This is a genomic window from Mycobacterium sp. NTMscope_MAC_269 (genome assembly GCF_976985695.1).
Map to the genome: position 1 here is coordinate 26,832 of NZ_OZ335668.1, position 20,874 is coordinate 47,705.

A 20,874-nucleotide genomic window follows, 5' to 3' on the forward strand; every position below is an offset into this window, starting at 1 on the left:
GCGGGCTTCTCTAAGAGAATTTCTTACAACGAGTTCTCGGGAAGTCTAAGCGCCGCGCCGTTGGGCCGACGAGGCGGTCCGGGTTTATCCGGCCGACTCGCGCAGCCTGCGCTTGATGCGGGCGAGCATCGCCGACAGGCCGCGCAACCGCAGCGGGCTGATCAGCGCGGCCAGCCCGAGGTCGTCGTAAAAATCCTCGGGCACCGCCAGGATGTCGGCGGCGGGCTGCTCGTCCAGACCGGTGGCCAGGATCGCCGCGAAGCCCCGGGTGGTCGGCGATTCGGCGGGCGCGCTGAAGTGCAGTCGCACCCGGTTCGGGTCGCTGGCGTCGACGTGCAGGAACAACGGGGTCTGGCACTCGGGCACCGGCTCCATGGCCTGCTGTTCCAGCTCGGGCGGCAGGTCGGGCAGCTCGTCGGCGAATTCCAGCAGCAGCTTCAGCTTGTCCTGGCCCTCGACCTCGGCGAAGTCGGAGACCACCTCGGCCAGCGGCGCGGGCATGCTCATGGCGCACCCATCAGACGGAGACGCGCCCCGGTGCCTGTCCCGGTTCGGAGCCCGCGACGATCGGGGTGCGCACGGTGTTGCCCCACTCGGTCCAGGACCCGTCGTAGTTGCGCACGCCGGGCTTGCCCAGCAAATGCGTCAGGACGAACCACGTGTGGCTGGACCGTTCACCGATGCGGCAGTACACGACGGTCTTGTCGTCCGGCTCGAGGAAGCCGTAGAGCTCCTCGAGCTCCTCGCGGCTGCGGAAGCGGCCGCTTTCGTCGACCGCCTTGGCCCACGGGATCGACCGGGCGGTGGGGATGTGGCCGCCGCGCAGCACGCCCTCCTCGGGGTACTCGGGCATGTGCGTGCGCTTGCCCGTGTACTCGTCCGGCGAGCGCACGTCGATCAGCGGCTGGCTGCCGAGAATCCCCAGCACGTCGTCTTTGAAGGCGCGGATGGGCTCGTCGTTGCGCGTGACGACGGGGTAGCCGGTGGACGTCTTGGTGGGGACGTCCAGCGTGGTCTCCCGGCGTTCGGCCAGCCACAGGTCGCGACCGCCGTTGAGCAGGCGCACATCAGGGTGACCGAACAGCGTGAACACCCACAGCGCGTAGGCGGCCCACCAGTTGCTTTTGTCGCCGTAGATCACCACGGTGTCGTCGCGGGAAATGCCCTTGCGGTCCATCAACTCCGCGAACTGGGCACCGTCGATGTAGTCGCGCACCCGGGGGTCGTTGAGGTCGGTGTGCCAGTCGATTTTCACCGCACCGGGGATGTGGCCCACGTCGTAGAGCAACACGTCCTCGTCGGACTCGACGATCACCAGGCCGGGGGTGCCCAGGTGGGCGGAGAGCCAGTCGGCGGTGACCAGTCGCTCGGGGTGGGCGTAATTCGACAATGTCGCGCTCGGATCGGGGGGTAATGCCACGCTGCCGAGCCTACTCATCCCGAGATTTCGTCACCAACGTCGAGTAGTCGTCGTCGTTTCAGCGGGATCGGCCCCACCGGTCGACGCCCGGCGTCAGTTGGAGGCCCAGAGCGCGGACACCGCCAGCCCGGCCCGCTCCAGCAGGCGCCGCAGCAGCGGCAGGCTCACGCCGATCACGTTGGACGGGTCGCCCTCGATTCCGTCGACGAACCAGCCGCCCAGGCCGTCGAGGGTGAAGCCGCCCGCCACGTGCCACGGTTCGCCGCCGGCCACGTAGGCCCGCAGGTCAGTGTCCGTCGGTTCAGCGAAATGCACTGTGGTGCAAGCAGATTCGATCTCACGATGGAGGATCGCGCCGTCGCGCAGGCGCAGCAGGCAGTGCCCGGTGTGCAGGCCACCGGACCGCCCGCCCATGCGGCGCCACTGGCTCGCGGCGGCCTCGGCCGATCCGGGCTTGCCGCACAGCCGGCCGTCGAGGAAAAGCATCGAATCACAGCCAATGACAACGCAATCGGCCGCCACGGTGCCATCGAGCCCGGCGGCGACCTGTTCGGCCTTGGCCCGGGCCAGGGCGCACACCACGTCGGACGGCGACGCATCGGGACCCAGCGCGGCCGCAACGGCGTCCTCGTCGACGCCGGACACCACGACCAGCGGATCGATGCCCGCCTGACGCAACACCGTGAGCCGGCCGGCCGAGGCCGACGCCAGCACCAGGCGGGTCAATGCCTCATATGCGTCATTTGCTGGAACGTGAGCCGCTGATAGTTGGACATCGCGAAGCGGAGCCGGTCGACCGGGAGGCCCCAGCGGGTCTGCTCGGGCTGTTCGGGCTCCGGCGCGCCGCCGGCGCAGCCCAGGACCGTGACCAGCGCGGCCACCTCCTCGAGGGTGGGCTCGCCCTTGAGGATCTGAATGTGCGGCTCGTGCGGCTCGGGCGCGGCTGGGGTTGCCGCAGAACCGTTTTCGTCACTCACAGTGGAATGTTCCCGTGCTTCTTGGGGGGCAGGTGGGCGATCTTTCGTTCCAGCAGGCGCAGCGCCGTGCCGATGTAGCCGCGGGTGTGCGACGGCGGGATCACCGCGTCGACGTAACCGCGCTCGGCGGCGACGTACGGGTTGACCAGGGTGTCCTCGTATTCCTGCTGCAATTCCAGGCGCAGCGCGTCGACGTCCTTGCCGTCGGCGGCGGCCTGCTTGAGCTGCTGGCGGTAGACGAAGCCGACGGCGCCCGAAGCCCCCATCACGGCGATCTGCGCCGAGGGCCAGGCGATGTTCACGTCGCAGCCCATGTCCTTGGACCCCATCACGCAGTAGGCGCCGCCGTAGGCCTTGCGGGTGATGACGGTGATCTTGGGGACGGTGGCCTCGCCGTAGGCGAACAGCAACTTGGCGCCGCGCCGGATGATGCCGTTGTATTCCTGGCCGGTTCCCGGCAAAAAGCCCGGCACGTCGACGAGCATGATGATCGGGATGTTGAAGCAGTCGCAGGTCCGCACGAACCGCGCCGCCTTCTCCGAGGCGTTGATGTCCAGGCAGCCGGCGAACTGCGTCGGCTGGTTGGCCACGACGCCGACCGGCCGGCCGTCGATGCGGCCGAACCCGACGACGATGTTCTGCGCGTAACCGCCCTGGACTTCCAGGAATTCGTCGTCGTCGAGGATGCGGGTGATGACCTCGTGCATGTCGTAGGGCTGGTTGGGCGAATCCGGGATCAGCGTGTCCAGCTCGAGGTCCTCCTCGGTGAGGTTGTCCTCGATGGCGCCCGGCGGATGCGGCTCGGCGTAGCGGGGCGCGTCGGTCGCGTTGTTGGGCGGCAGGTAGCTCAGTAGGTCGCGCACCCAGTCGAAGGCGTCCTGCTCACCGGAGGCGACGTAGTGCAACGTGCCCGACTTGGCCATGTGGGTGTGGGCGCCGCCGAGCTCCTCCATGGTGACGTCCTCGCCGGTGACGGTCTTGATGACGTCGGGCCCGGTGATGAACATCTGGCTGGTCTGGTCGACCATGACCACGAAGTCGGTCAGCGCGGGGGAGTAGACGTGCCCGCCGGCGGCCGCGCCCATGATCAGCGAGATCTGCGGGATGACGCCGGAGGCCAGGATGTTGTTGCGGAAGATCTTGCTGTACAGGCCCAGGGAGACAACGCCCTCCTGGATGCGGGCGCCGGCGCCGTCGTTGATGCCGATCAGCGGGCGGCCGGTCTTGATCGCCAGCTCCTGGACCTTGACGATCTTCTCGCCGTACACCTCGCCGAGGCTGCCGCCGAACACGGTGGCGTCCTGGCTGAAGATGCACACGTCGCGGCCGTCGATGGTGCCGTAGCCGGTGATCACGCCGTCGCCGAGCGGGCGGTTGTTCTCCAGGCCGAAGTTCTTGCTGCGGTGCTTGGCCAGCGCGTCGAGCTCGACGAACGAGTCCTCGTCGAGCAGGGCGAGGATGCGCTCGCGGGCGGTCAGCTTGCCCTTGGCGTGCACCTTCTCGACGGCCTCTTCACCCACCGGGTGCAGCGACTCTTCGCGGCGCTTGTGCAGTTCGGCCAGCTTGCCCGCGGTGGTGTGGATGTCGATGGTGTGTTCGGCAGCGGGCTCCGCAGTGTGGTCGGTAACGCTCGTCATGGGAGACGAGCTTAGCGTGGCTGGTAGCCCGCCCCGGTGAAGGGCGATGACGGTAACCTCCGCTGATGAACGCCGATCCGGTGCGGATGTCGGAACTGGGATCAGATTCCGCCTCCGTGCTGTCGATCATCTCCTGCTTCGACCGGCTTCACGAGTCGGCAGCCAACGCTGACACGGTGGTGCGTCGCGCGGCGCTGCTGGCCGAATGCCCGGTCGGTGCGCGATGGGCATCGGGCACGGTGATCCGCTACGACGCGACCGGCCGCCTGGAACCGGACGCCGATCCGCCGCCGGCGCCGGCGCCCGCGGACGAGCCGAGCGTGTGGCTGGAACGCGAGGGCCCCGGCCACGCCCTCGACCCGGTGCTGCTCGATCGGGTGGGCCACACCCTGCGCGCGGTGGCGACACGCACCGGGGTGTCGGGCGAGCTGCACATCGGGGATCCCGCGCTGCTCGAGGTCGTGCTGTCCGGCAAGGAGCGTCGGGAGGACCGGGTGCGGGCCGTTCGCCTGCTCGGGTTGGACGAAAAGCGCAACCTCTGCGTCCTTGCGGTGTCCGCGGATTCCCCGCCCGAAGCGCTGCGGATCATCGCGCACCAACTTCCGGGCTCGTCGGTGCGCTCGACCGCCATCGGGAACGCGACGGCCGTGCTGTGCCAGGGGACCATCGACACCCGGGCGTTGTCCGACGGGCTCGAAAACGCGATCGTCACCGCATTCCCGGGACCGCGGAACGTGGGTTCGAGCCGGGGGCCCTGGGTCGGCATCGGTGCCAGCGTCGACGCGCTGGCCGCCGCGACGTCGTGGCATCAGGCTCTGGGCGCGCTGCGCTTCGCGTCCTCGACCGGTTACGGCAGGCGCGCCGTCGCCTACGAGCGGCTCAGCGCGCTGGAGCTGTTGGCCGACATTCCCCTGGAGCGGGTGCGTCGGCAGCGAGATGTATTGCGGGTCAACGAGATCGCTGCGTCGCCGACGGGCGCCCTCGACGTCGACACGGTGGAGGCCTTCTTCGTTTTCGGGTCGCTGCGGCGCACGGCCGCCGAACTGCATCTGCACCACAGCACGGTCGCGGCGCGGCTCGCGCATGTCGAGTCGCAGATGGGATGGGACCTGGGCGATCCGATGGACCGGTTCACCGCCACGTTGGTACTCATGATCCGCCGGATCGCGCTGTCCTCGGCCGAACTCGCGGAGCCGGAACAACCCTGACCGACGGTCGTCGGGAGGATCGGCGAATACGGTCGACGCGTGGCGGATGACCGCGAGCCGTCGAATTCGTGATGATGACGCCATGGCGATCATCGACCCCAACCGGACCTGGGAACCGCTTCAGAGGCGGCTGGCCGCAACCACCAACGAGCGGCACCGGGCGGTGCTGAGCGTGGTGATCGAGCACATGAAGGCCGAGGCCGCACCGGATTTGGAGCGGTTGATGGCGACGCTGAGCCCCGAGCCGGCCTACCACTTTTGGCACGGCGCCGAGGATGTGGGCGCCAAGGCCACCGACGGGGTGCGCGCCTACTACGCCGACTTCCTGGCGACCCGCACCAACATTCTCGAGTTCGAGGTGCAGCGGCTCGTCGTCGACGACGACTGCCTGGTGACCGAGGGTCTGCTCAAGCAGCTGTACCCCGCGGCGGAACTGTCCCGCATCCTCGGGATGCCGGTCGACGACCCCGACGGGGACTACCTGGTGGTGTTCCGGCAGCTGCTGCTGTGGCCAATCGACAAGAGCGGCAAGATCATTGGTGAGGACTCCTACAATCCGGGCGTGGTCAGCGTGACCAAGGTGTCCCGCGACGAGCTCCCGCAGGAGTACCTGGACCTCGTGCACGCGTCGGCCTGAGATGGCCGCCGACATCGCGACGATGCTCCTCGACCGCCTCGGCGACGAACACATCGGGTTGCGCACCCGCGAGCGCGACTGGACCTGGGACGAGGTGGTCCGCGAATCCGCCGCGCGCGGCGCGTTGGCCCGATCGATGCGCCGCAGATCGTTTTCCCAGGGGCCGTTTCACATCGGGGTGCTGCTGGAGAACGTGCCCGACTTCGTTTTCTGGCTCGGCGGCGCGGCGCTGGTGGGGGCGACCGTGGTGGGCATCAACCCGACGCGGGGCGCCACCGAGCTGGCCGCCGAGATTCGCCACACCGATTGCCAGATGATCGTCACCGACTCCGCGGGGATCCAGCGATTGAGCGGGCTCGACTTGCAGCTGCGGCCGGACCGGTTTGTGCGCGTCGACGACCCCGGCTACCGCCGTCGCATCGATGCCCACCGCTGTGAACCCGTGATCGCGGCAGGGGTGGGCCCGGAGTCGTTGTTCCTGCTGCTGTTCACCTCGGGGACGACGGGCGCGTCGAAAGCCGTCAAATGCAGTCAGGGGCGGCTGGCCGCGATCGCGCACACGGCCAGCGAGAAGTTCGGCCATGTCCGCGCCGACGTCGAGTACTGCTGCATGCCCCTGTTCCACGGCAACGCGATCATGGCGCTGTGGGCGCCGGCGCTGGCCAACGGCGCGACCGTGTGCCTGACGCCCGCCTTCTCGGCGTCGCGGTTTCTGCCCGACGTGCGCTACTTCGGCGCGACGTTTTTCACCTACGTCGGCAAGGCACTCGCCTATCTGCTGGCCACCCCCGAGCGGCCCGACGACGCCGACAACCCACTGGTCCGCGGGTTCGGCACCGAGGCGTCGCCGGACGACCAGGCCGAGTTCCGGCGCCGCTTCGGCGCGGAACTGTTGGAGGGCTATGGCTCCAGCGAGGGTGGCGGTGCGGTCACACACGATCCGGACGCGCCGCCCGGGGCGCTGGGCCGGCCGGCGCACCCCGGCGTCGCGGTGGTCGATCCGCAGACGCTGACGGACTGCCCGCCCGCGGTCGTCGACGAACACGGCCGGGTGCGCAATTCCGATGCGGCAGTGGGCGAAATCGTTGACAAGGCGGGCACCCGCGCGTTCGAGGGCTACTACAACAACGCCGACGCCGACGCCGAGCGGATCCGCAACGGCTGGTACTGGACCGGTGACCTCGGGTACCGCGACGAGGCCGGCTTCCTGTACTTCGCCGGTCGCCGCGGCGACTGGATCCGGGTCGACGGCGAGAACACCTCCGCGCTGACGATCGAGCGTGTCCTGCGCCGGCACCCGGACGTGGTGGCGGCCGGCGTTTATGCGGTGCCGGACCCGCGGTCCGGCGATCAGGTGATGGCGGCCCTCGAGGTGGCCGACCCCGAGAATTTCGACACGGCGGAGTTCGCCGCTTACCTGTCCCGTCAGCAAGACCTGGGCGGCAAGGGCACGCCCCGGTTCCTGCGGCTTTCCGCGAGCCTGCCCGTCACCGGCTCCAACAAGGTGCTCAAGCGGGTGCTGCAACGACAGCGCTGGCACAGCGACGAACCGGTGTACCGGTGGGCCGGGCGGGGAGCGCCCGCGTACCACCGGATGAGCCCCGACGAAAAGCGGGCGCTGGACGCGGAATTCGCGTCGCATGGCCGCCAGCAGTATCTGTGATCGCGGCGAGGTAGTCTCCGCTGATGGACGCCCGGCTGTTGGAAACCGCGGACTGGGCGGACGAATGCGACGTACTGGTCGCGGGATCGGGTGGCGGCGGCGTCACCGGCGCGTACACCGCGGCGCGCGAAGGCCTCGACGTGCTCCTGGTCGAGGCGACCGACAAGTTCGGTGGCACCACCGCGTACTCCGGCGGGGGCGGCGTCTGGTTCCCGTGCAATCCGGTGCTGGTGCGCGCCGGCACCGACGACACCATCGAGGACGCGCTCACCTACTACCACGCCGTGGTCGGCGACCGCACGCCACGCGAGCTGCAGGAAACCTTCGTCCGCGGCGGCGCCGGGCTGATCGAGTACCTGGAGGCCGACGCGAACCTGAAGTTCGTGCCGCTGCCCTGGCCCGACTACTACGGCAAGGCGCCCAAGGCCCGCCTCGACGGCCAGCGCCACATCGCCGCCAAGCCGCTGGCGGTGGCCGCCGCCCCCGAATTCCGTGACGCGATCCGCGGGCCGCTGGACACCGACCGGCTCGGCGTGCAACCACCGTCGGACTACTACGTCGGGGGCCGCGCGCTGATCGCCCGATTCCTCAAGGCCATCGGCCAATACCCGACGGCGACGTTGCGGCGCGACACCGCCCTGGTCGAACTCGTGCTCTCTGACGGCCGGGTCACCGGCGCGATCGTGGAGACCGACGGGCAGCGCCGCGCCATCCGCGCCCGCCGGGGCGTGCTGCTGGCCGCCGGGGGCTTCGAAGCCAACGACGAGCTTCGGCAGAAGTACGGGGTGCCCGGCGTGGCGCGAGACACCATGGGCGGCCCGGGAAGTCGCGGCCTGGCGTTGCAGGCCGGCATCGAGGCCGGCGCGGACACCGACCTGCTGGACCAGGCGTGGTGGTCGCCGGGCATGACCCATCCCGACGGCCGGTCCGCCTTCGCGCTGTGGTTCACCGGCGGCATCTTCGTCAACCAGGACGGCGACCGGTTCGTCAACGAGTCCCGGGCCTACGACCGGGCCGGCCGCGAGATCATCGCGCAGCTGGCCGATGGCTCAATCACGTTGCCGTACTGGATGATCTACGACGACTCCGAGGGAGAGGTGCCGCCGGTCAAGGCGGCCAACGTCTCGATCGTCGAGACCGAGAAGTACGTCGCCGCCGGGCTGTGGCATTCCGCGGACACCCTCGAGGAACTGGCCGCCAAGATCGGGGTGCCGGCCCAGCGGCTAACGGCAACGGTCAAGCGGTTCAACGGTTTTGCCGCCTCCGGCACCGACGAGGATTTCGGCCGCGGCGACGAGGCATTCGATCGCGCGTTCTCGGCGGGCGCCTCGCCGCTGGTGCCCATCGACACACCGCCGTTTCACGCCGCGGCGTTCGGCATCTCGGACCTGGGCACCAAGGGCGGCCTGCGCACCGACGCCGCGGCGCGGGTGCTCGACCCGTCCGGCGACCCCATCGCGGGCCTCTACGCGGCGGGCAACACGATGGCCGCGCCCAGCGGCACCGCGTATCCCGGGGGCGGCAACCCGATCGGGACCAGCATGCTGTTCAGCCATCTGGCGGTGCTGGACATGCGCGACCGTCGGCCCTGAGTTCTACGCTGGGTGCGGTGACGGACCGAGATCAATTTCGAGCACCCCTGGACGGCGCCGCGCTGCGCGCCGAGTTGATCGGCACCGGGCTGGGCTGGCGTCAGCTCGACGTCGTCGAGCAGACCGGATCCACCAACGCCGACCTGCTGGCGCGGGCGGCATCAGGCGCCGACGTCGCCGGTGCCGTGCTGATCGCCGAGCACCAGACCGCCGGGCGGGGGCGGCACGGCCGCGGCTGGTCGGCCACCCCGCGCGCCCAGATCACCATGTCGGTCGGTGTCAGCGTCGTCGACGTCCCGAGCACCGGGTGGGGTTGGCTGCCGCTGGCCACCGGGGTGGCGGTCGTCGACACCGTCGCCCCGCTGCTGGAAGGGTCCGGGGCCCGGGTGGGGCTCAAGTGGCCCAACGACGTGCTGGCCGGGCCGGCGGATTCGCCGGGCAAGCTGGCCGGCATTCTCGCCGAGGTGGCAAAGCCGGTGGTGGTTATCGGCTTGGGCCTCAACGTGACTCAGTCCGCCGAGGAGATCGACGGGCCCGGCGCGACGTCGCTGCTCGATCTCGGCGTCGCCGAACCCGACCGCACCCGGCTGGTGTCCGCGCTACTGCGTGAGCTGGGGCGGCGCATCGTGGCCTGGCGCGCCGCGCGCGGCGCCGACTGGGCGCTGGCCGCCGACTACCGGGCGCGCAGCCTGACCCTCGGCAACCGGGTGCGCGCCCACCTGCCCGGCGGTAAGCAGATCGACGGGACCGCGACCGCCATCGACGACCAGGGCCGGCTCTGTCTGGAAAGCGGCGGGCAGACCGCCGTCGTCGCCGCCGGCGACGTGGTGCATCTGCGCTAGTTACCCGCGGATCGTCGCGTCGCGCGGCTAAGGTCGGCGGGCATGGGCTATCCGGACAATGTGCTGGCCGCGGGCGAGCACGTCATCGTGCACCGCCACCCGCACTGGAAGCGGTTGATCTGGCCGGTGCTGGTTCTCATCGGAGTGACCGGGCTGGCGGCGTTCGGCTCCGGCTACCTCAACTCGACGCACTTCGAGCAGCTCGCCAAGAACATCATCCACGGGGTGATCTGGGGGATCTGGCTGGTGATCGTCGGCTGGCTGACGCTGTGGCCGTTCGGAAGCTGGCTGACCACCCATTTCGTGGTGACCAACCGGCGGGTGATGTTCCGGCACGGGGTGTTGACGCGCACCGGGATCGACATCCCGCTGGCCCGGATCAACAGCGTGGAATTCCGCGACCGGATCACCGAGCGGATGTTTCGCACCGGGACCCTGATCATCGAATCGGCGTCACAAGATCCGTTGGAGTTCTACGACATTCCGCGGCTACGCGAGGTGCACGCGCTGCTGTATCACGAAGTCTTCGACACCCTGGGTTCCGAGGAATCGCCGAGCTGACCCAGCCGGCCGGCGCGATTGCGCCAGGCGCGCAGCAGGGTGACGTTTCCGCCCTCGATCTCGTCTTCGAAGATCTCGGCAATACCGCCGGCCGTGAGGGCCGATTCCAGGGCCTTGTCGGGGGTGCGGGCAAACTGGTCGGGAAATACCCAGCGCCGGAACGCCCAGAAACGGAACGCCATCTGCAGCAGGTTTCCGATGATGTAGGCCGAGATGAAGTCGGCGATGTTTTCCACGGCCAGCGACACCGTCGGCTCGCGCAGTTGCAGCACGTAGCTGGAGAACCACAGCGGCGCCATGGACAGCAGCACCCCCACGCCGCTGAACGCGAAGAACAGCAGGGCCTCGTGGTGGCGCTCGCGCCCGCCGCGGTTGCGGAAGCTCCATTCCCGGTTCAGCACGTAGGACGCGATGACCGCGACGATGCCGGCGATCACCTTCGCGGTGACCGGTTTGGGTTCAAGAATTGTCAGCTTGAGCGTGTAGAAAATCGCCGAGTCGATGACGAACGTGGTGCCGCCGACAATGGCGAATTTGATCAGTTCGTGGTGGCGTAGCAAATAGGGCTGCAAAACCCTTGGCAGACGCGCGATCGTGGCTTCGGCGAAGGACACAACACGTCAGTGTACGGACGGACACAAATTCGACGCAAAATCGTACATAACAATTCAGTGTCGGCCCCGGTCAACACGCCTTTCGCGGCGGTCGGCGCAGCCGTGACACCATGATGGCCGTGCCGAGTACACGCCCGCCGGGCGCAGCCCCCCTCGAATCGCGCCCCGCAGCCGCCCGAGCCGTCCCCCGGGTCACCCCCGTCGTCGCGATGGTCGGGGGCGGTCAGCTCGCCCGGATGACCCACCAGGCGGCGATCGCGCTGGGGCAGACGCTGCGGGTGCTGGCCACCGACGCCGGCGAATCGGCCGCGCTGGTCGCGCCCGACGTGGTGATCGGTTCGCACGCCGATCTCGAGGACCTGCGCCGGGTGGCCGCGGGTGCCGACGTGCTGACGTTCGACCACGAGCACGTGCCGACCGAACTGCTGGACAAGCTCGTCGCCGAGGGCGTCAACGTGGCGCCACCGCCGCAAGCGCTGGTGCACGCCCAGGACAAGCTCGTGATGCGGCGGCGGCTGGAGGCGCTCGGCGTCCCGGTGCCCCGCTATGCCGAGATCCGCAGCGTCGACGAACTCGACGAGTTCGCGCGGGCGATAGCCGGACCCGTGGTGGTGAAGGCGATCCGCGGCGGTTACGACGGGCGCGGGGTGCGGATGGCCCGCGACCCTTCGCACGCCCGCGAGATCGCGGCCGCATTCCTCGGTGACGGGGTGCCGGTGATGGCCGAGGAGCAGGTGAACCTGCGCCGCGAGCTGTCCGCCCTGGTGGCACGGTCGCCGTACGGGCAGGGGGCGGCGTGGCCGGTCGTCGAGACGGTGCAGCGCGACGGCATCTGCGTGCAGGTGATCGCGCCCGCGCCGGAGCTGCCCGAAAACCTGGCCGCCGACGCGCAGCAGCTGGCGTTGCGGCTGGCCGGCGAGCTCGGGGTGGTCGGAGTGCTCGCGGTCGAGCTGTTCGAGACGACAGACGGCGCGCTGCTTGTCAACGAGCTGGCGATGCGGCCGCACAACTCGGGGCACTGGACCATGGACGGGTCGCGCACCAGTCAGTTCGAACAGCATTTGCGCGCGGTGCTGGACTATCCGCTCGGCGACACCGATGCCATCGCGCCGTTGACCGTGATGGCCAACGTGCTGGGCGCCGCCGAAGCCTCCGGGCCTCCGCAGATGAGCCTGGACGAACGGCTGCACCACCTGTTCGCGCGGATGCCCGACGCCCGCGTCCACCTGTACGGCAAACAGGAACGACCCGGCCGCAAGGTCGGCCACATCAACTTCCTCGCCGCCGGCCCGGCGGATCAGGAAAACGTGGCGAAGCTGCGGGAACGCGCCGACCTGGCGGCACACTGGTTGTCACACGGGCAGTGGACGGATGGATGGGACGCACATGCGCGCCGGTGACGATAAACCGGGCACTGCGATCGGAAAACGCGAGGAGGAGTGGCGCCATTATGGGTAGCGATCAGCAGGCTCGCGTTGGCGTGATCATGGGCAGCGACAGCGACTGGTCGGTGATGGCCGACGCCGCGGCGGCGCTGGACGAGTTCGACGTGCCGGCCGAGGTCCGGGTCGTCTCGGCGCACCGCACCCCCCAGGTGATGTTCGACTACGCCCGCGACGCCGCAGGGCGCGGCATCGAGGTCATCATCGCCGGCGCCGGCGGGGCGGCGCACCTGCCCGGCATGGTCGCGTCCGTGACGCCGCTGCCGGTGATCGGGGTGCCGGTGCCGCTCGCGCGGCTCGACGGCCTGGACTCGTTGCTGTCGATCGTGCAGATGCCCGCCGGTGTCCCGGTGGCCACGGTCTCCATCGGCGGCGCCCGCAACGCCGGCCTGCTCGCCGTGCGCATCCTCGGGTCGTCGGACCCCGCGCTGCGGGCCCGGATCGCCGACTTCCAGCAGCAGCTGGCCGAGACCGTGCGGGCCAAGGATGAGGCGCTGCAGCAGCGTCAGGGTAAAGTTACCGACTAGTAGCTTGGCGACGAGGCGCGCCGCGCCCGCGCAGGGAGCCGGGCGGTTCGGCAGGGCGCCAAAGAAGAGCGTAGGAGGCTCGAGATGGCTGGATGGGCCGGTAACCCCACCTTTGATCTGTTCCAGTTGCCCGAGGAACACACGGAATTGCGGGCCGCGATCCGGGCGCTGGCGGAGAAGGAGATCGCCCCGCACGCCGCCGACGTCGACGAGAACTCCCGCTTCCCCCAGGAGGCGCTGGAGGCCCTGAACGCCTCGGGGTTCAACGCCGTGCACGTGCCCGAGGAGTACGGCGGGCAGGGCGCGGACTCGGTGGCGGCGTGCATCGTGATCGAAGAGGTCGCCCGCGTCGACGCGTCGGCGTCGCTGATTCCCGCCGTGAACAAGCTCGGCACGATGGGGCTGATCCTGCGCGGCTCCGACGAGCTGAAGAAGCAGGTGCTGCCCTCGATCGCGGACGGCTCGGCGATGGCGTCCTACGCGCTTTCCGAGCGCGAGGCCGGCAGCGACGCGGGGTCGATGCGCACCCGGGCCAAGGCCGACGGGGACGACTGGATCCTCAACGGCGCCAAGTGCTGGATCACCAACGGCGGCAAGTCGAGTTGGTACACGGTGATGGCGGTGACCGATCCGGACAAGGGCGCCAACGGGATCTCGGCGTTCATGGTGCACAAGGACGACGAGGGTTTCAGCGTCGGGCCCAAGGAGAAGAAACTGGGCATCAAGGGCTCGCCGACCACCGAGCTGTACTTCGAGGACTGCCGGATTCCGGGCGACCGGATCATCGGCGAGCCGGGCACCGGTTTCAAGACGGCGCTGGCGACCCTGGACCACACCCGGCCGACGATCGGCGCGCAGGCGGTCGGCATCGCCCAGGGCGCGCTGGACGCCGCGATCGCCTACACCAAGGACCGCAAGCAGTTCGCGCAATCGATCAGCAGCTTCCAGGCCGTGCAGTTCATGCTCGCCGACATGGCGATGAAGGTGGAGTCCGCGCGGCTGATGGTCTACCACGCCGCCGCCCGCGCCGAGCGCGGCGAATCCCACCTCGGCTTCATCTCCGCGGCGTCGAAGTGTTTGGCCTCCGACGTCGCGATGGAGGTCACCACGGACGCGGTGCAACTCTTCGGCGGCGCCGGCTACACCGTCGATTTCCCCGTCGAGCGGATGATGCGGGACGCCAAGATCACCCAGATCTACGAGGGCACCAATCAGATTCAGCGGGTCGTGATGTCACGGGCGCTGCTGCGCTGAGAGTTCCTCCCTTCCTCAGGGCCGCTGCGAAAACGTCGCCGGCACCGCATAGGATCTCCACGGCGCGTGAAGTCCAAGCCGACAGCCGGTAAACAGTCACCGGCGATCCCGTCCGACCACCGCCACCGAACAATGGTCTTACCGCGGCCAGGGGGTCTGCAGTGGAGAACATGACTTCCCACACCCGTCCACAGATGGCCGGGATTTGATACCGGCGCGTGCTCCGGTCACGCCGACGGCGAGTTGGCAATCCTTGTCGTTGCTTTTGGTCGAGGACGACCGCGCCGACGCGCTGCTCGTGGAGGACCTGATCACCGACGCGGCCACCGACATCCGGGTGGTGTGGGCCAAGTCGATGGCCGACGCGGAACGCGAGCTGGAATCCGCTCGCCCCGACTGCGTGCTGCTGGATCTGCACCTGCCCGACGCCAGCGGGATCGACGCTCTGGACCGCGTCGCCAAGCTGGACGCCACCGTCCCGATCGTCGTGCTGACCGGCCTGAACGACGAGTACTTCGGGGCGTCGGCGGTCGCCGCCGGCGCCCAGGACTACCTGGTCAAGGGCCGGGTCGAGCCGGAGATGCTGCGCCGCGCGCTGCTGTACGCGATCGAGCGCAAGCGCGCCGAACTCATCGCCGCCGACCTGCACGCGACCCAGCTGCGGGCCCGGGAGAACGCGCTGCTGGAACGCGGACTGCTGCCCTCCCCGCTGCTGCTGGAAAACCCGGGCGTCAACATCGTCGCCCGCTATCGGCCCAGCCGCGAAGACGCCTTGCTCTGCGGTGACTTCTACGATGTCGTCCAGACCCCCGACCGGATCGTGCACGTCCTGATCGGCGACGTCGCCGGGCACGGCCCGCACGAGGCGGCGCTGGGTGCCGCGCTGCGGATCGCGTTTCGGACGCTCACCTTCGCGGGCGTGCACGGCGTCGAGCTGATGCGGCAGCTGGAGCGGGTGCTGTATTCGGAACGCACCGGCACCGGCATCTTCGCCACCGTGCTGAGCCTCGAGATCTCGCCCGAGGACCCAGCGGTCAGCGTCATCCGCGCCGGGCATCCGGGGATGTTGCTGCAGGGCGGCGGCGCGGTGGAGTGGGTGGAGCCGCCGGGCGGCCCGGCGCTGGGCCTGCACGCCGGCGAATGGCCGCGCCACGAGCTTGAGCTGCCCGCCGGGCACGGCCTGCTGTTGCTGACCGACGGTCTCTACGAGGGCTATTCGGGGGAGGGGACGGAGCGGCTCGGCGAGGACGGCCTGCTCGAGCTGGCCCGCGCACACGGCGACGAACCCGGCCCGGTGTTCGTCGACGCCCTCATCGACGACGCCCAGAAACTCGCCGAACCGCGCGGGGGCCTCACCGACGACATCGCCGTGCTCCGAATCGAGAGGACCACCACGTGACGGCACCGCGTCCGCTTCGGCTCGCGCAGCTCACCGTGCGGGGATGGCTGGCCCTCGTCCTGTGGATCATGGGCGCGACGGTGCTCCTCGGCGCGATCGTCGGCGGGGTGTTGCTGGATCGCACCGACCAGGTGTCGCGCCAGGTGGGAGAGGACATCCAGCCGGCGCGCGTCGCGGCGACCCACCTGCAGGCGGCCCTGCGGGACCAGGAAACGGGCGTGCGCGGTTACCTGATCTCCGCCGACCGGCAGTTCCTCGCGCCGTATTACGACGGGCAACGCGCCGAACGGGCGGCCGCCGACGAGATTCGGCGGCTGGTGGGCGCTCGCGCGGAGCTGATGGCCGACCTGGAGGCGGTCGAAACCGCCGCCGCGGACTGGCGGACCAGCTATGCCGAACCGGTCATCGCGGGTGTGACCCCCAAGGTTCCCGCGGTCGTCAGCACCCCGATGGCCGACCTCGGCAAGGCCAAATTCGACCGTCTCCGAGTGCTTTTCGACACGCAGAACACGCACCTGGCGGACGCGGCGGCCGGCGCCGTCGACGAGCTCAACGACATCAACGGCTGGCGCGACTGGGTGCTGGGCGCGATGGTGCTGATCGTCTTGGGGGCCGCCCTGGTGCTGGGGCTGCTGAGCCGCGCGGCGATCACCCGGCCGATCGCGAATCTGGCCGCGGCCTGCCGCCGCATCACCGAAGGCAACTTCGACGAAACCATCTCGGCGCCCAAGCGGCCCAAGGACATTCGCAACATGGCCATCGACGTCGAGAACATGCGCAAGCGCATGGTCGAAGAGCTCGACGTGTCCCGTTCGGCCCAAACCCTGCTCGACGAACAGACCGCTGAATTGCGCCGTTCCAACACCGAACTCGAGCAGTTCGCCTATGTCGCCTCCCATGATCTGCAGGAGCCGCTGCGCAAGGTGGCCTCCTTCTGCCAGCTGCTGGAGAAGCGGTACGGCGACAAGCTCGACGAGCGCGGCATCGAATACATCGGATTCGCGGTCGACGGCGCCAAACGCATGCAGGCCCTGATCAACGACCTGCTCACCTTTTCCCGGGTCGGCCGGCTGGGCACCACGGAGACCGAGGTGCAGCTCGACGCGACGCTCGACGCCGGATTGGCCAACCTGGCCATCGCGATCGAAGAAACCGACGCCGAGGTCGTGCGCCCGGCCGAACCGCTCCCGGAGATCGTGGGGGATCCGACGCTGCTGACGATGCTGTGGCAGAACCTGATCGGCAACGCGATCAAGTTCCGGCACAAGGATCGCCCGCCCCGCGTCGTCATCGAATACGCGCCCGGCGAGGGCACCCACGACGGCGAATGGTTGTTCACCGTGTCGGACAACGGCATCGGCATCCCCGAGGAATTCTCCGACAAGGTCTTCGTCATCTTCCAGCGCCTGCACGGCCGGGAGGTGTACGCAGGAACCGGCGTCGGGCTCGCGTTGGTGAAGAAGATCGTCGAGCACCACGGCGGCACCGTGCGGATCGACACGTCCTATACCGACGGAACGCGATTCGAGTTCACGTTGCCCATGCCCGAGCCCGTCGAGGAAGAGGACTCAGTCGCTTTGGAAGGAGCGCACCAGTGACAACGCCCGAAGGCAGAGCGATCGACATCCTGCTGGTCGAAGACGACCCTGGGGACGAGCTCATCACGCGAGAAGCGTTCGAGCACAACAAGCTCAAGAACAGGCTGCACGTCGCCCACGACGGGGAGGAGGGGCTCGACTACCTCTACCGGCGCGGCGAGTTCGCCGACGCGCCGCGGCCCGACCTGATCCTGCTCGATCTGAACCTGCCCAAATACGACGGCCGCCAGCTGCTGGAGAAGATCAAGTCCGACCCCGACCTGGCCCAGATCCCCGTCGTCGTGCTCACCACCTCCTCGGCCGAGGAGGACATCCTGAAGAGCTACAAGCTGCACGCCAACGCCTACGTCACCAAACCCGTTGACCTGGACCAGTTCATGAAGGCAGTCCGGCAGATCGACGAGTTCTTCGTTCAGGTAGTGCGGCTACCGTACAACTGAACGACGTTGTGTCGCAACGGAATCGGGCTACTCGGATTCCGAGTGGCGCCGCGCGAACCAGGTGATCAGCCGTCCGAGGATGATCAGCAGGAACACGAACACGATCAGCAGGAACGCCGCGTCGTAGGACAGGTCGCGCGCCGCCTTCGACGGCAGGTTGTAGAACGTCCAGATCGGGTAGGTCAGGTAGCCGACCGGTGAGTCGGTGAGCTTGCCGGTCGGGGCCGAGTTCGACCAGCCCGCCGTGTACAGCATGGGCGCCGTCTCGCCGACCGCCAGCGCGAGCGCCACCAGCAGGCCGGTGACGATGCCGGGGATCGCCGACTTGAGCACGATCTTGCGCAGCGTCCAGCCGAGCGGCAATCCGAGCGCCTCCGCGCCCTCCCGATAGGACGTGGGCACCTGGGACAGCGCGGACTCGGTCGCCTTGGCGATGTACGGAATGCTCATCGCCGAGAGCGTCAGTACGCCGGCCGCCAGGGAGAACCCCCAACCGAATTTCACCACCAGCGCCAGGTAGCCGACGTAGCCGAGCACGATGGACGGGATGCCGGACAGGATCTCGTAGGCGCCGCGCAGAAGGGAACGCGTTCTGCCGCGGGCGAATTCGGAGAGATAGATCCCGGTCAACACGCTGACGGTGCCCCCGACCAACATGACCCCGACGCCGATGACCACGGTGCCGATGATGGCGTTGCGCAGGCCGCCGCCGTTGCCGCGGGTGTTTTCGGTCAGCACGCTCCATTTGAACACCGGCAACGCGCGCCCGATGACCTCGAGCAGCATCCACAGCGTGGGCACGACCACCACCGCCAGGCAACACACGCAGGCGGCCCAGAACAGCGCGTTGAGGACCTTGCGCCGGGTACCGACCACCTCAGACCCCCCGTCCGACCGGCAGCGCGGTGCCCGAGACCCGGCGCACCATCGCGCGGGCCGCGACGTTCGTGAGCAAGGTGATCACCATCAACACCAGCGAGACCTCGGCGAGGGTCTTCACCGCGAAGTCGGTGAAGTCGGTCATCGCCGAATCCAGCTGCGACACAACGGTGGCCGCGATGGTGGTCATCGTCGCGTAGATGTTGGTCGGCATCGCGCCCAACACCGCACCCGACACCATGGCGACGGCCATCGTCTCTCCCAGCGCGCGCCCGAGCCCGAGCACCACGGCGCCGACGATGCCGCTCGACACCCACGGCAGGGTCACCCGCCGCGCACACTCCCAGTCGGTCATCCCCAGCGCGACCGCGCCCTCGCGGGGCAGCACCGGCACCTGCCGGATCAGGTCGCGGGTGGTGCTGGCGATGATGGGAATGACCATCACCGCCAGCACCAGTCCGGACACCAACAAGCCCTCCCCGTTACCGGTGTTGCCGCGAAAGTAGCTGAGTACCGGCACGTCGGGGGCGTTGCGGGCGATCACCGGGGCCACGTAGTGGGCGATGAACGGCCCGAATGTCATTGCGCCCCACAGGCCGACGATGACGCTCGGGATGCCGGCGAGCAATTCGAGCACCATCCCGAGGGCCGACGCGAGACGCTTCGGCAACCGCTCCACGATCACCAACGCCGCCCCGATCGACACCGGCACCCCGATGACCAGGGCGATCGCCGAGGTCGCCAGGGTCCCCACGATCAGCGGCAACGCCCCGTAGTAGGCGCCGACCGGATGCCGGACGCCACGGGTGACGACGGCGTCGCCATAGGTGTTGCCGGGGATCCAGTCGGTGGCGGTGAAAAAGTGCAGCCCGTTGACCCTGATCGCGGGTAGCGCTTCGAGAAGCAGGGTCGCGAGCACGAACACCAGCGCGAGCAGCGGAACCACCGCGCCCACCGCACCCACGGAGCGGATGGCCAGGCCCGGGCGGCGCACGCCACGGATCCGCTGCAGCGCGCCTTCCATCGTGAAGTCGGTCACCAAACCCCTACTGGCCGCTGATCTTGGCGATCTGGGCGTCCGACAACTTCGCCACGTCGGCCGGCAGCGGCTGGAAGTGGACCTTGTCCAGGAACGAGGCGTTGTTGCCGTCGGTGATCGCCCAGTGCAGGAAGGCCTGCAGGGTCTGGGCGGTGGCGGCGTCCTTCTGACCGCTGTTGACGATGGCGTACTCGTAGTTGACGATCGGGTAGCCGTCCGGGTCCGGACCGTTGATCAGCGAGATCGCTTGGTTCGCCGGGGTTTTCGAGGCGAAGCCGGACGCGGCGGCCTGGATGCTCTTGGCGTCGGGCAGCAGGTACTTGTCGGAGGCGTTGGCCAGCTGCGCCTCGCCGAGCCCCTTCTGCTGGGCCTGGTCGAGGAAGCTGATGCCGATGTAGGCCACGCAGCCCGGGGTGTCGGCACAGCCGGTCACCATGCCGCCGTTGCCGTTCTCGCCGAGGGCGCCGGGCACCGTCGGGAAGGCGACGGTGGTGCCGAAGCCGGGCGACTTCCCCCAGCCGTCGGGGTCCTGCTTGGACAGGTACTGGGTGAACAGGAAGGTGTCACCGGACCCGTCGGAACGGTGCAGCGGAACCACCGGCGTGGCAGGCAGATTCACGCCCGGGTTCAGCCCGGTGATCTGCGGGTCGTTCCAGGTTTTGACGGTGCCGTTGTACATGGCGGCCAGCACCTTGCCGTTGAGCTTGATGTGTTCGGTGACACCGGGCAGGTTGTAGTTGACCTGCTGCGCGGATATGGCCAGCGCGATGTTCATCAGCCCCTTGTGCGCGGCCATGTCGCCCTCCGACAGGTAGGCGTCGGAGGCGCCGATGGCGACGGCTCCGGCCGCGGCCTGGGAGATCCCGGTCCCGGAGCCGGTGCCCTGGGTGGTGATCGTGACGTTGTTGTACTTGTCGTGGTAGGCGGGGCCCCACAGGTTGAACAGCGGGTACAGCAGCGTGCTGCCGGTCTCCGACAGCGTCACCGGCGAGGACGCCGGCGTCGTCGCGACCGGGCCGCCCCCACCCTGGCTCGGCGCGCCGTTCTGCGAGTTCGAACCACACGCAGCCATGCTGGACCCGAGGGCCAACACCAGGGGCGCGGTCGCGGCCGCCGCCAGTAACCTACTCATACGAACTTTCACG

The 20,874-nt window shown here is 69.0% G+C and carries 20 protein-coding genes and 1 pseudogene; 12 read left to right on the forward strand and 9 right to left on the reverse strand.

Annotation, left to right across the window (positions count from 1 at the left end; genetic code table 11):
* Positions 1-84 precede the first annotated feature (84 nt).
* The 5 genes from ACZ50Z_RS00125 to ACZ50Z_RS00145 form a co-directional block, all read right to left on the reverse strand.
* Complete coding sequence (locus tag ACZ50Z_RS00125) at positions 85-507, reverse strand: SufE family protein (protein ID WP_464481717.1); 423 nt, start codon at positions 505-507, stop codon at positions 85-87.
* A gap of 10 nt (positions 508-517) precedes the next feature.
* Positions 518-1,420, reverse strand: a complete 903-nt coding sequence (locus ACZ50Z_RS00130; RefSeq protein ID WP_464481718.1) for a sulfurtransferase — start codon at positions 1,418-1,420, stop codon at positions 518-520.
* A gap of 93 nt (positions 1,421-1,513) precedes the next feature.
* The gene (locus ACZ50Z_RS00135) at positions 1,514-2,146 is read right to left on the reverse strand and encodes a nucleoside triphosphate pyrophosphatase (RefSeq protein WP_464481719.1); all 633 of its coding nucleotides are present in this window, start codon (positions 2,144-2,146) and stop codon (positions 1,514-1,516) included.
* Entirely contained in the window at positions 2,143-2,397 is a 255-nt protein-coding gene (locus ACZ50Z_RS00140) for an acyl-CoA carboxylase subunit epsilon (RefSeq protein ID WP_464481720.1), read from the reverse strand. Before ACZ50Z_RS00140 ends, ACZ50Z_RS00135 begins: the two co-directional genes overlap by 4 nt.
* Positions 2,394-4,034: an acyl-CoA carboxylase subunit beta gene (locus ACZ50Z_RS00145; RefSeq protein WP_464481721.1), complete on the reverse strand. Its 1,641-nt coding sequence runs from the start codon at positions 4,032-4,034 to the stop codon at positions 2,394-2,396. The genes ACZ50Z_RS00140 and ACZ50Z_RS00145 overlap by 4 nt, the downstream gene beginning before the upstream one ends.
* A 65-nt stretch (positions 4,035-4,099) precedes the next feature.
* Between ACZ50Z_RS00145 and ACZ50Z_RS00150 the strand changes: the two genes are divergently transcribed.
* The 6 genes from ACZ50Z_RS00150 to ACZ50Z_RS00175 all read left to right on the forward strand — a co-directional run bounded on the left by ACZ50Z_RS00150 (position 4,100) and on the right by ACZ50Z_RS00175 (position 10,537).
* Complete coding sequence (locus ACZ50Z_RS00150; RefSeq protein ID WP_464481722.1) at positions 4,100-5,242, forward strand: PucR family transcriptional regulator; 1,143 nt, start codon at positions 4,100-4,102, stop codon at positions 5,240-5,242.
* A gap of 82 nt (positions 5,243-5,324) precedes the next feature.
* Positions 5,325-5,879, forward strand: coding sequence for a nuclear transport factor 2 family protein (locus tag ACZ50Z_RS00155; protein WP_464481723.1), 555 nt, complete (start codon positions 5,325-5,327; stop codon positions 5,877-5,879).
* A 1-nt stretch (position 5,880) separates the two neighbouring features.
* The gene (casI, locus tag ACZ50Z_RS00160) at positions 5,881-7,542 is read left to right on the forward strand and encodes a steroid-22-oyl-CoA synthetase (protein WP_464481724.1); all 1,662 of its coding nucleotides are present in this window, start codon (positions 5,881-5,883) and stop codon (positions 7,540-7,542) included.
* Between the two features lie 23 nt (positions 7,543-7,565).
* On the forward strand, positions 7,566-9,134 hold the full coding sequence (locus ACZ50Z_RS00165; RefSeq protein WP_464481725.1) for an FAD-binding protein: 1,569 nt from the start codon (positions 7,566-7,568) through the stop codon (positions 9,132-9,134).
* 17 nt (positions 9,135-9,151) lie between these two features.
* On the forward strand, positions 9,152-9,976 hold the full coding sequence (locus ACZ50Z_RS00170) for a biotin--[acetyl-CoA-carboxylase] ligase (RefSeq protein WP_464481726.1): 825 nt from the start codon (positions 9,152-9,154) through the stop codon (positions 9,974-9,976).
* A gap of 42 nt (positions 9,977-10,018) precedes the next feature.
* Positions 10,019-10,537, forward strand: coding sequence for a PH domain-containing protein (locus ACZ50Z_RS00175; RefSeq protein ID WP_464481727.1), 519 nt, complete (start codon positions 10,019-10,021; stop codon positions 10,535-10,537).
* On the opposite strand, the gene ACZ50Z_RS00180 is transcribed toward ACZ50Z_RS00175, so the two are convergent.
* Positions 10,492-11,151, reverse strand: coding sequence for a GtrA family protein (locus tag ACZ50Z_RS00180; RefSeq protein WP_464481728.1), 660 nt, complete (start codon positions 11,149-11,151; stop codon positions 10,492-10,494). The genes ACZ50Z_RS00175 and ACZ50Z_RS00180 overlap by 46 nt on opposite strands.
* 110 nt (positions 11,152-11,261) lie before the next feature.
* Between ACZ50Z_RS00180 and ACZ50Z_RS00185 the strand changes: the two are divergent.
* From ACZ50Z_RS00185 to ACZ50Z_RS00210, 6 genes and pseudogenes are all read left to right on the forward strand, one after another.
* A pseudogene (locus tag ACZ50Z_RS00185) lies at positions 11,262-12,609 on the forward strand (5-(carboxyamino)imidazole ribonucleotide synthase).
* Complete coding sequence (gene purE / locus ACZ50Z_RS00190; protein WP_464481729.1) at positions 12,602-13,120, forward strand: 5-(carboxyamino)imidazole ribonucleotide mutase; 519 nt, start codon at positions 12,602-12,604, stop codon at positions 13,118-13,120. Before ACZ50Z_RS00185 ends, purE begins: the two are co-directional and overlap by 8 nt.
* Positions 13,121-13,204: 84 nt before the next feature.
* A complete protein-coding gene (locus ACZ50Z_RS00195) occupies positions 13,205-14,374 on the forward strand; it encodes an acyl-CoA dehydrogenase (RefSeq protein ID WP_464481730.1) in 1,170 nt (389 codons plus the stop codon).
* Positions 14,375-14,627: 253 nt separating this feature from the next.
* On the forward strand, positions 14,628-15,773 hold the full coding sequence (locus tag ACZ50Z_RS00200) for a PP2C family protein-serine/threonine phosphatase (RefSeq protein WP_464481731.1): 1,146 nt from the start codon (positions 14,628-14,630) through the stop codon (positions 15,771-15,773).
* On the forward strand, positions 15,770-17,371 hold the full coding sequence (locus ACZ50Z_RS00205) for a sensor histidine kinase (protein ID WP_464481732.1): 1,602 nt from the start codon (positions 15,770-15,772) through the stop codon (positions 17,369-17,371). The genes ACZ50Z_RS00200 and ACZ50Z_RS00205 overlap by 4 nt, the downstream gene beginning before the upstream one ends.
* Positions 17,368-17,811, forward strand: coding sequence for a response regulator (locus tag ACZ50Z_RS00210; protein WP_464481733.1), 444 nt, complete (start codon positions 17,368-17,370; stop codon positions 17,809-17,811). The genes ACZ50Z_RS00205 and ACZ50Z_RS00210 overlap by 4 nt, the downstream gene beginning before the upstream one ends.
* 27 nt (positions 17,812-17,838) lie before the next feature.
* On the opposite strand, the gene pstA is transcribed toward ACZ50Z_RS00210, so the two are convergent.
* Genes pstA through pstS form a run of 3 tightly spaced genes read right to left on the reverse strand, consistent with a single transcriptional unit; the run spans position 17,839 to position 20,861 of the window.
* Positions 17,839-18,687 carry a phosphate ABC transporter permease PstA gene (pstA, locus tag ACZ50Z_RS00215; RefSeq protein WP_464481734.1) on the reverse strand — a complete coding sequence of 283 codons (849 nt, stop codon included), beginning with the start codon at positions 18,685-18,687 and terminating at the stop codon, positions 17,839-17,841.
* A gap of 1 nt (position 18,688) precedes the next feature.
* Positions 18,689-19,714, reverse strand: coding sequence for a phosphate ABC transporter permease subunit PstC (gene pstC, locus ACZ50Z_RS00220; RefSeq protein WP_464486017.1), 1,026 nt, complete (start codon positions 19,712-19,714; stop codon positions 18,689-18,691).
* Positions 19,715-19,736: 22 nt separating this feature from the next.
* Complete coding sequence (gene pstS, locus ACZ50Z_RS00225; protein ID WP_464481735.1) at positions 19,737-20,861, reverse strand: phosphate ABC transporter substrate-binding protein PstS; 1,125 nt, start codon at positions 20,859-20,861, stop codon at positions 19,737-19,739.
* Positions 20,862-20,874: the final 13 nt, after the last annotated feature.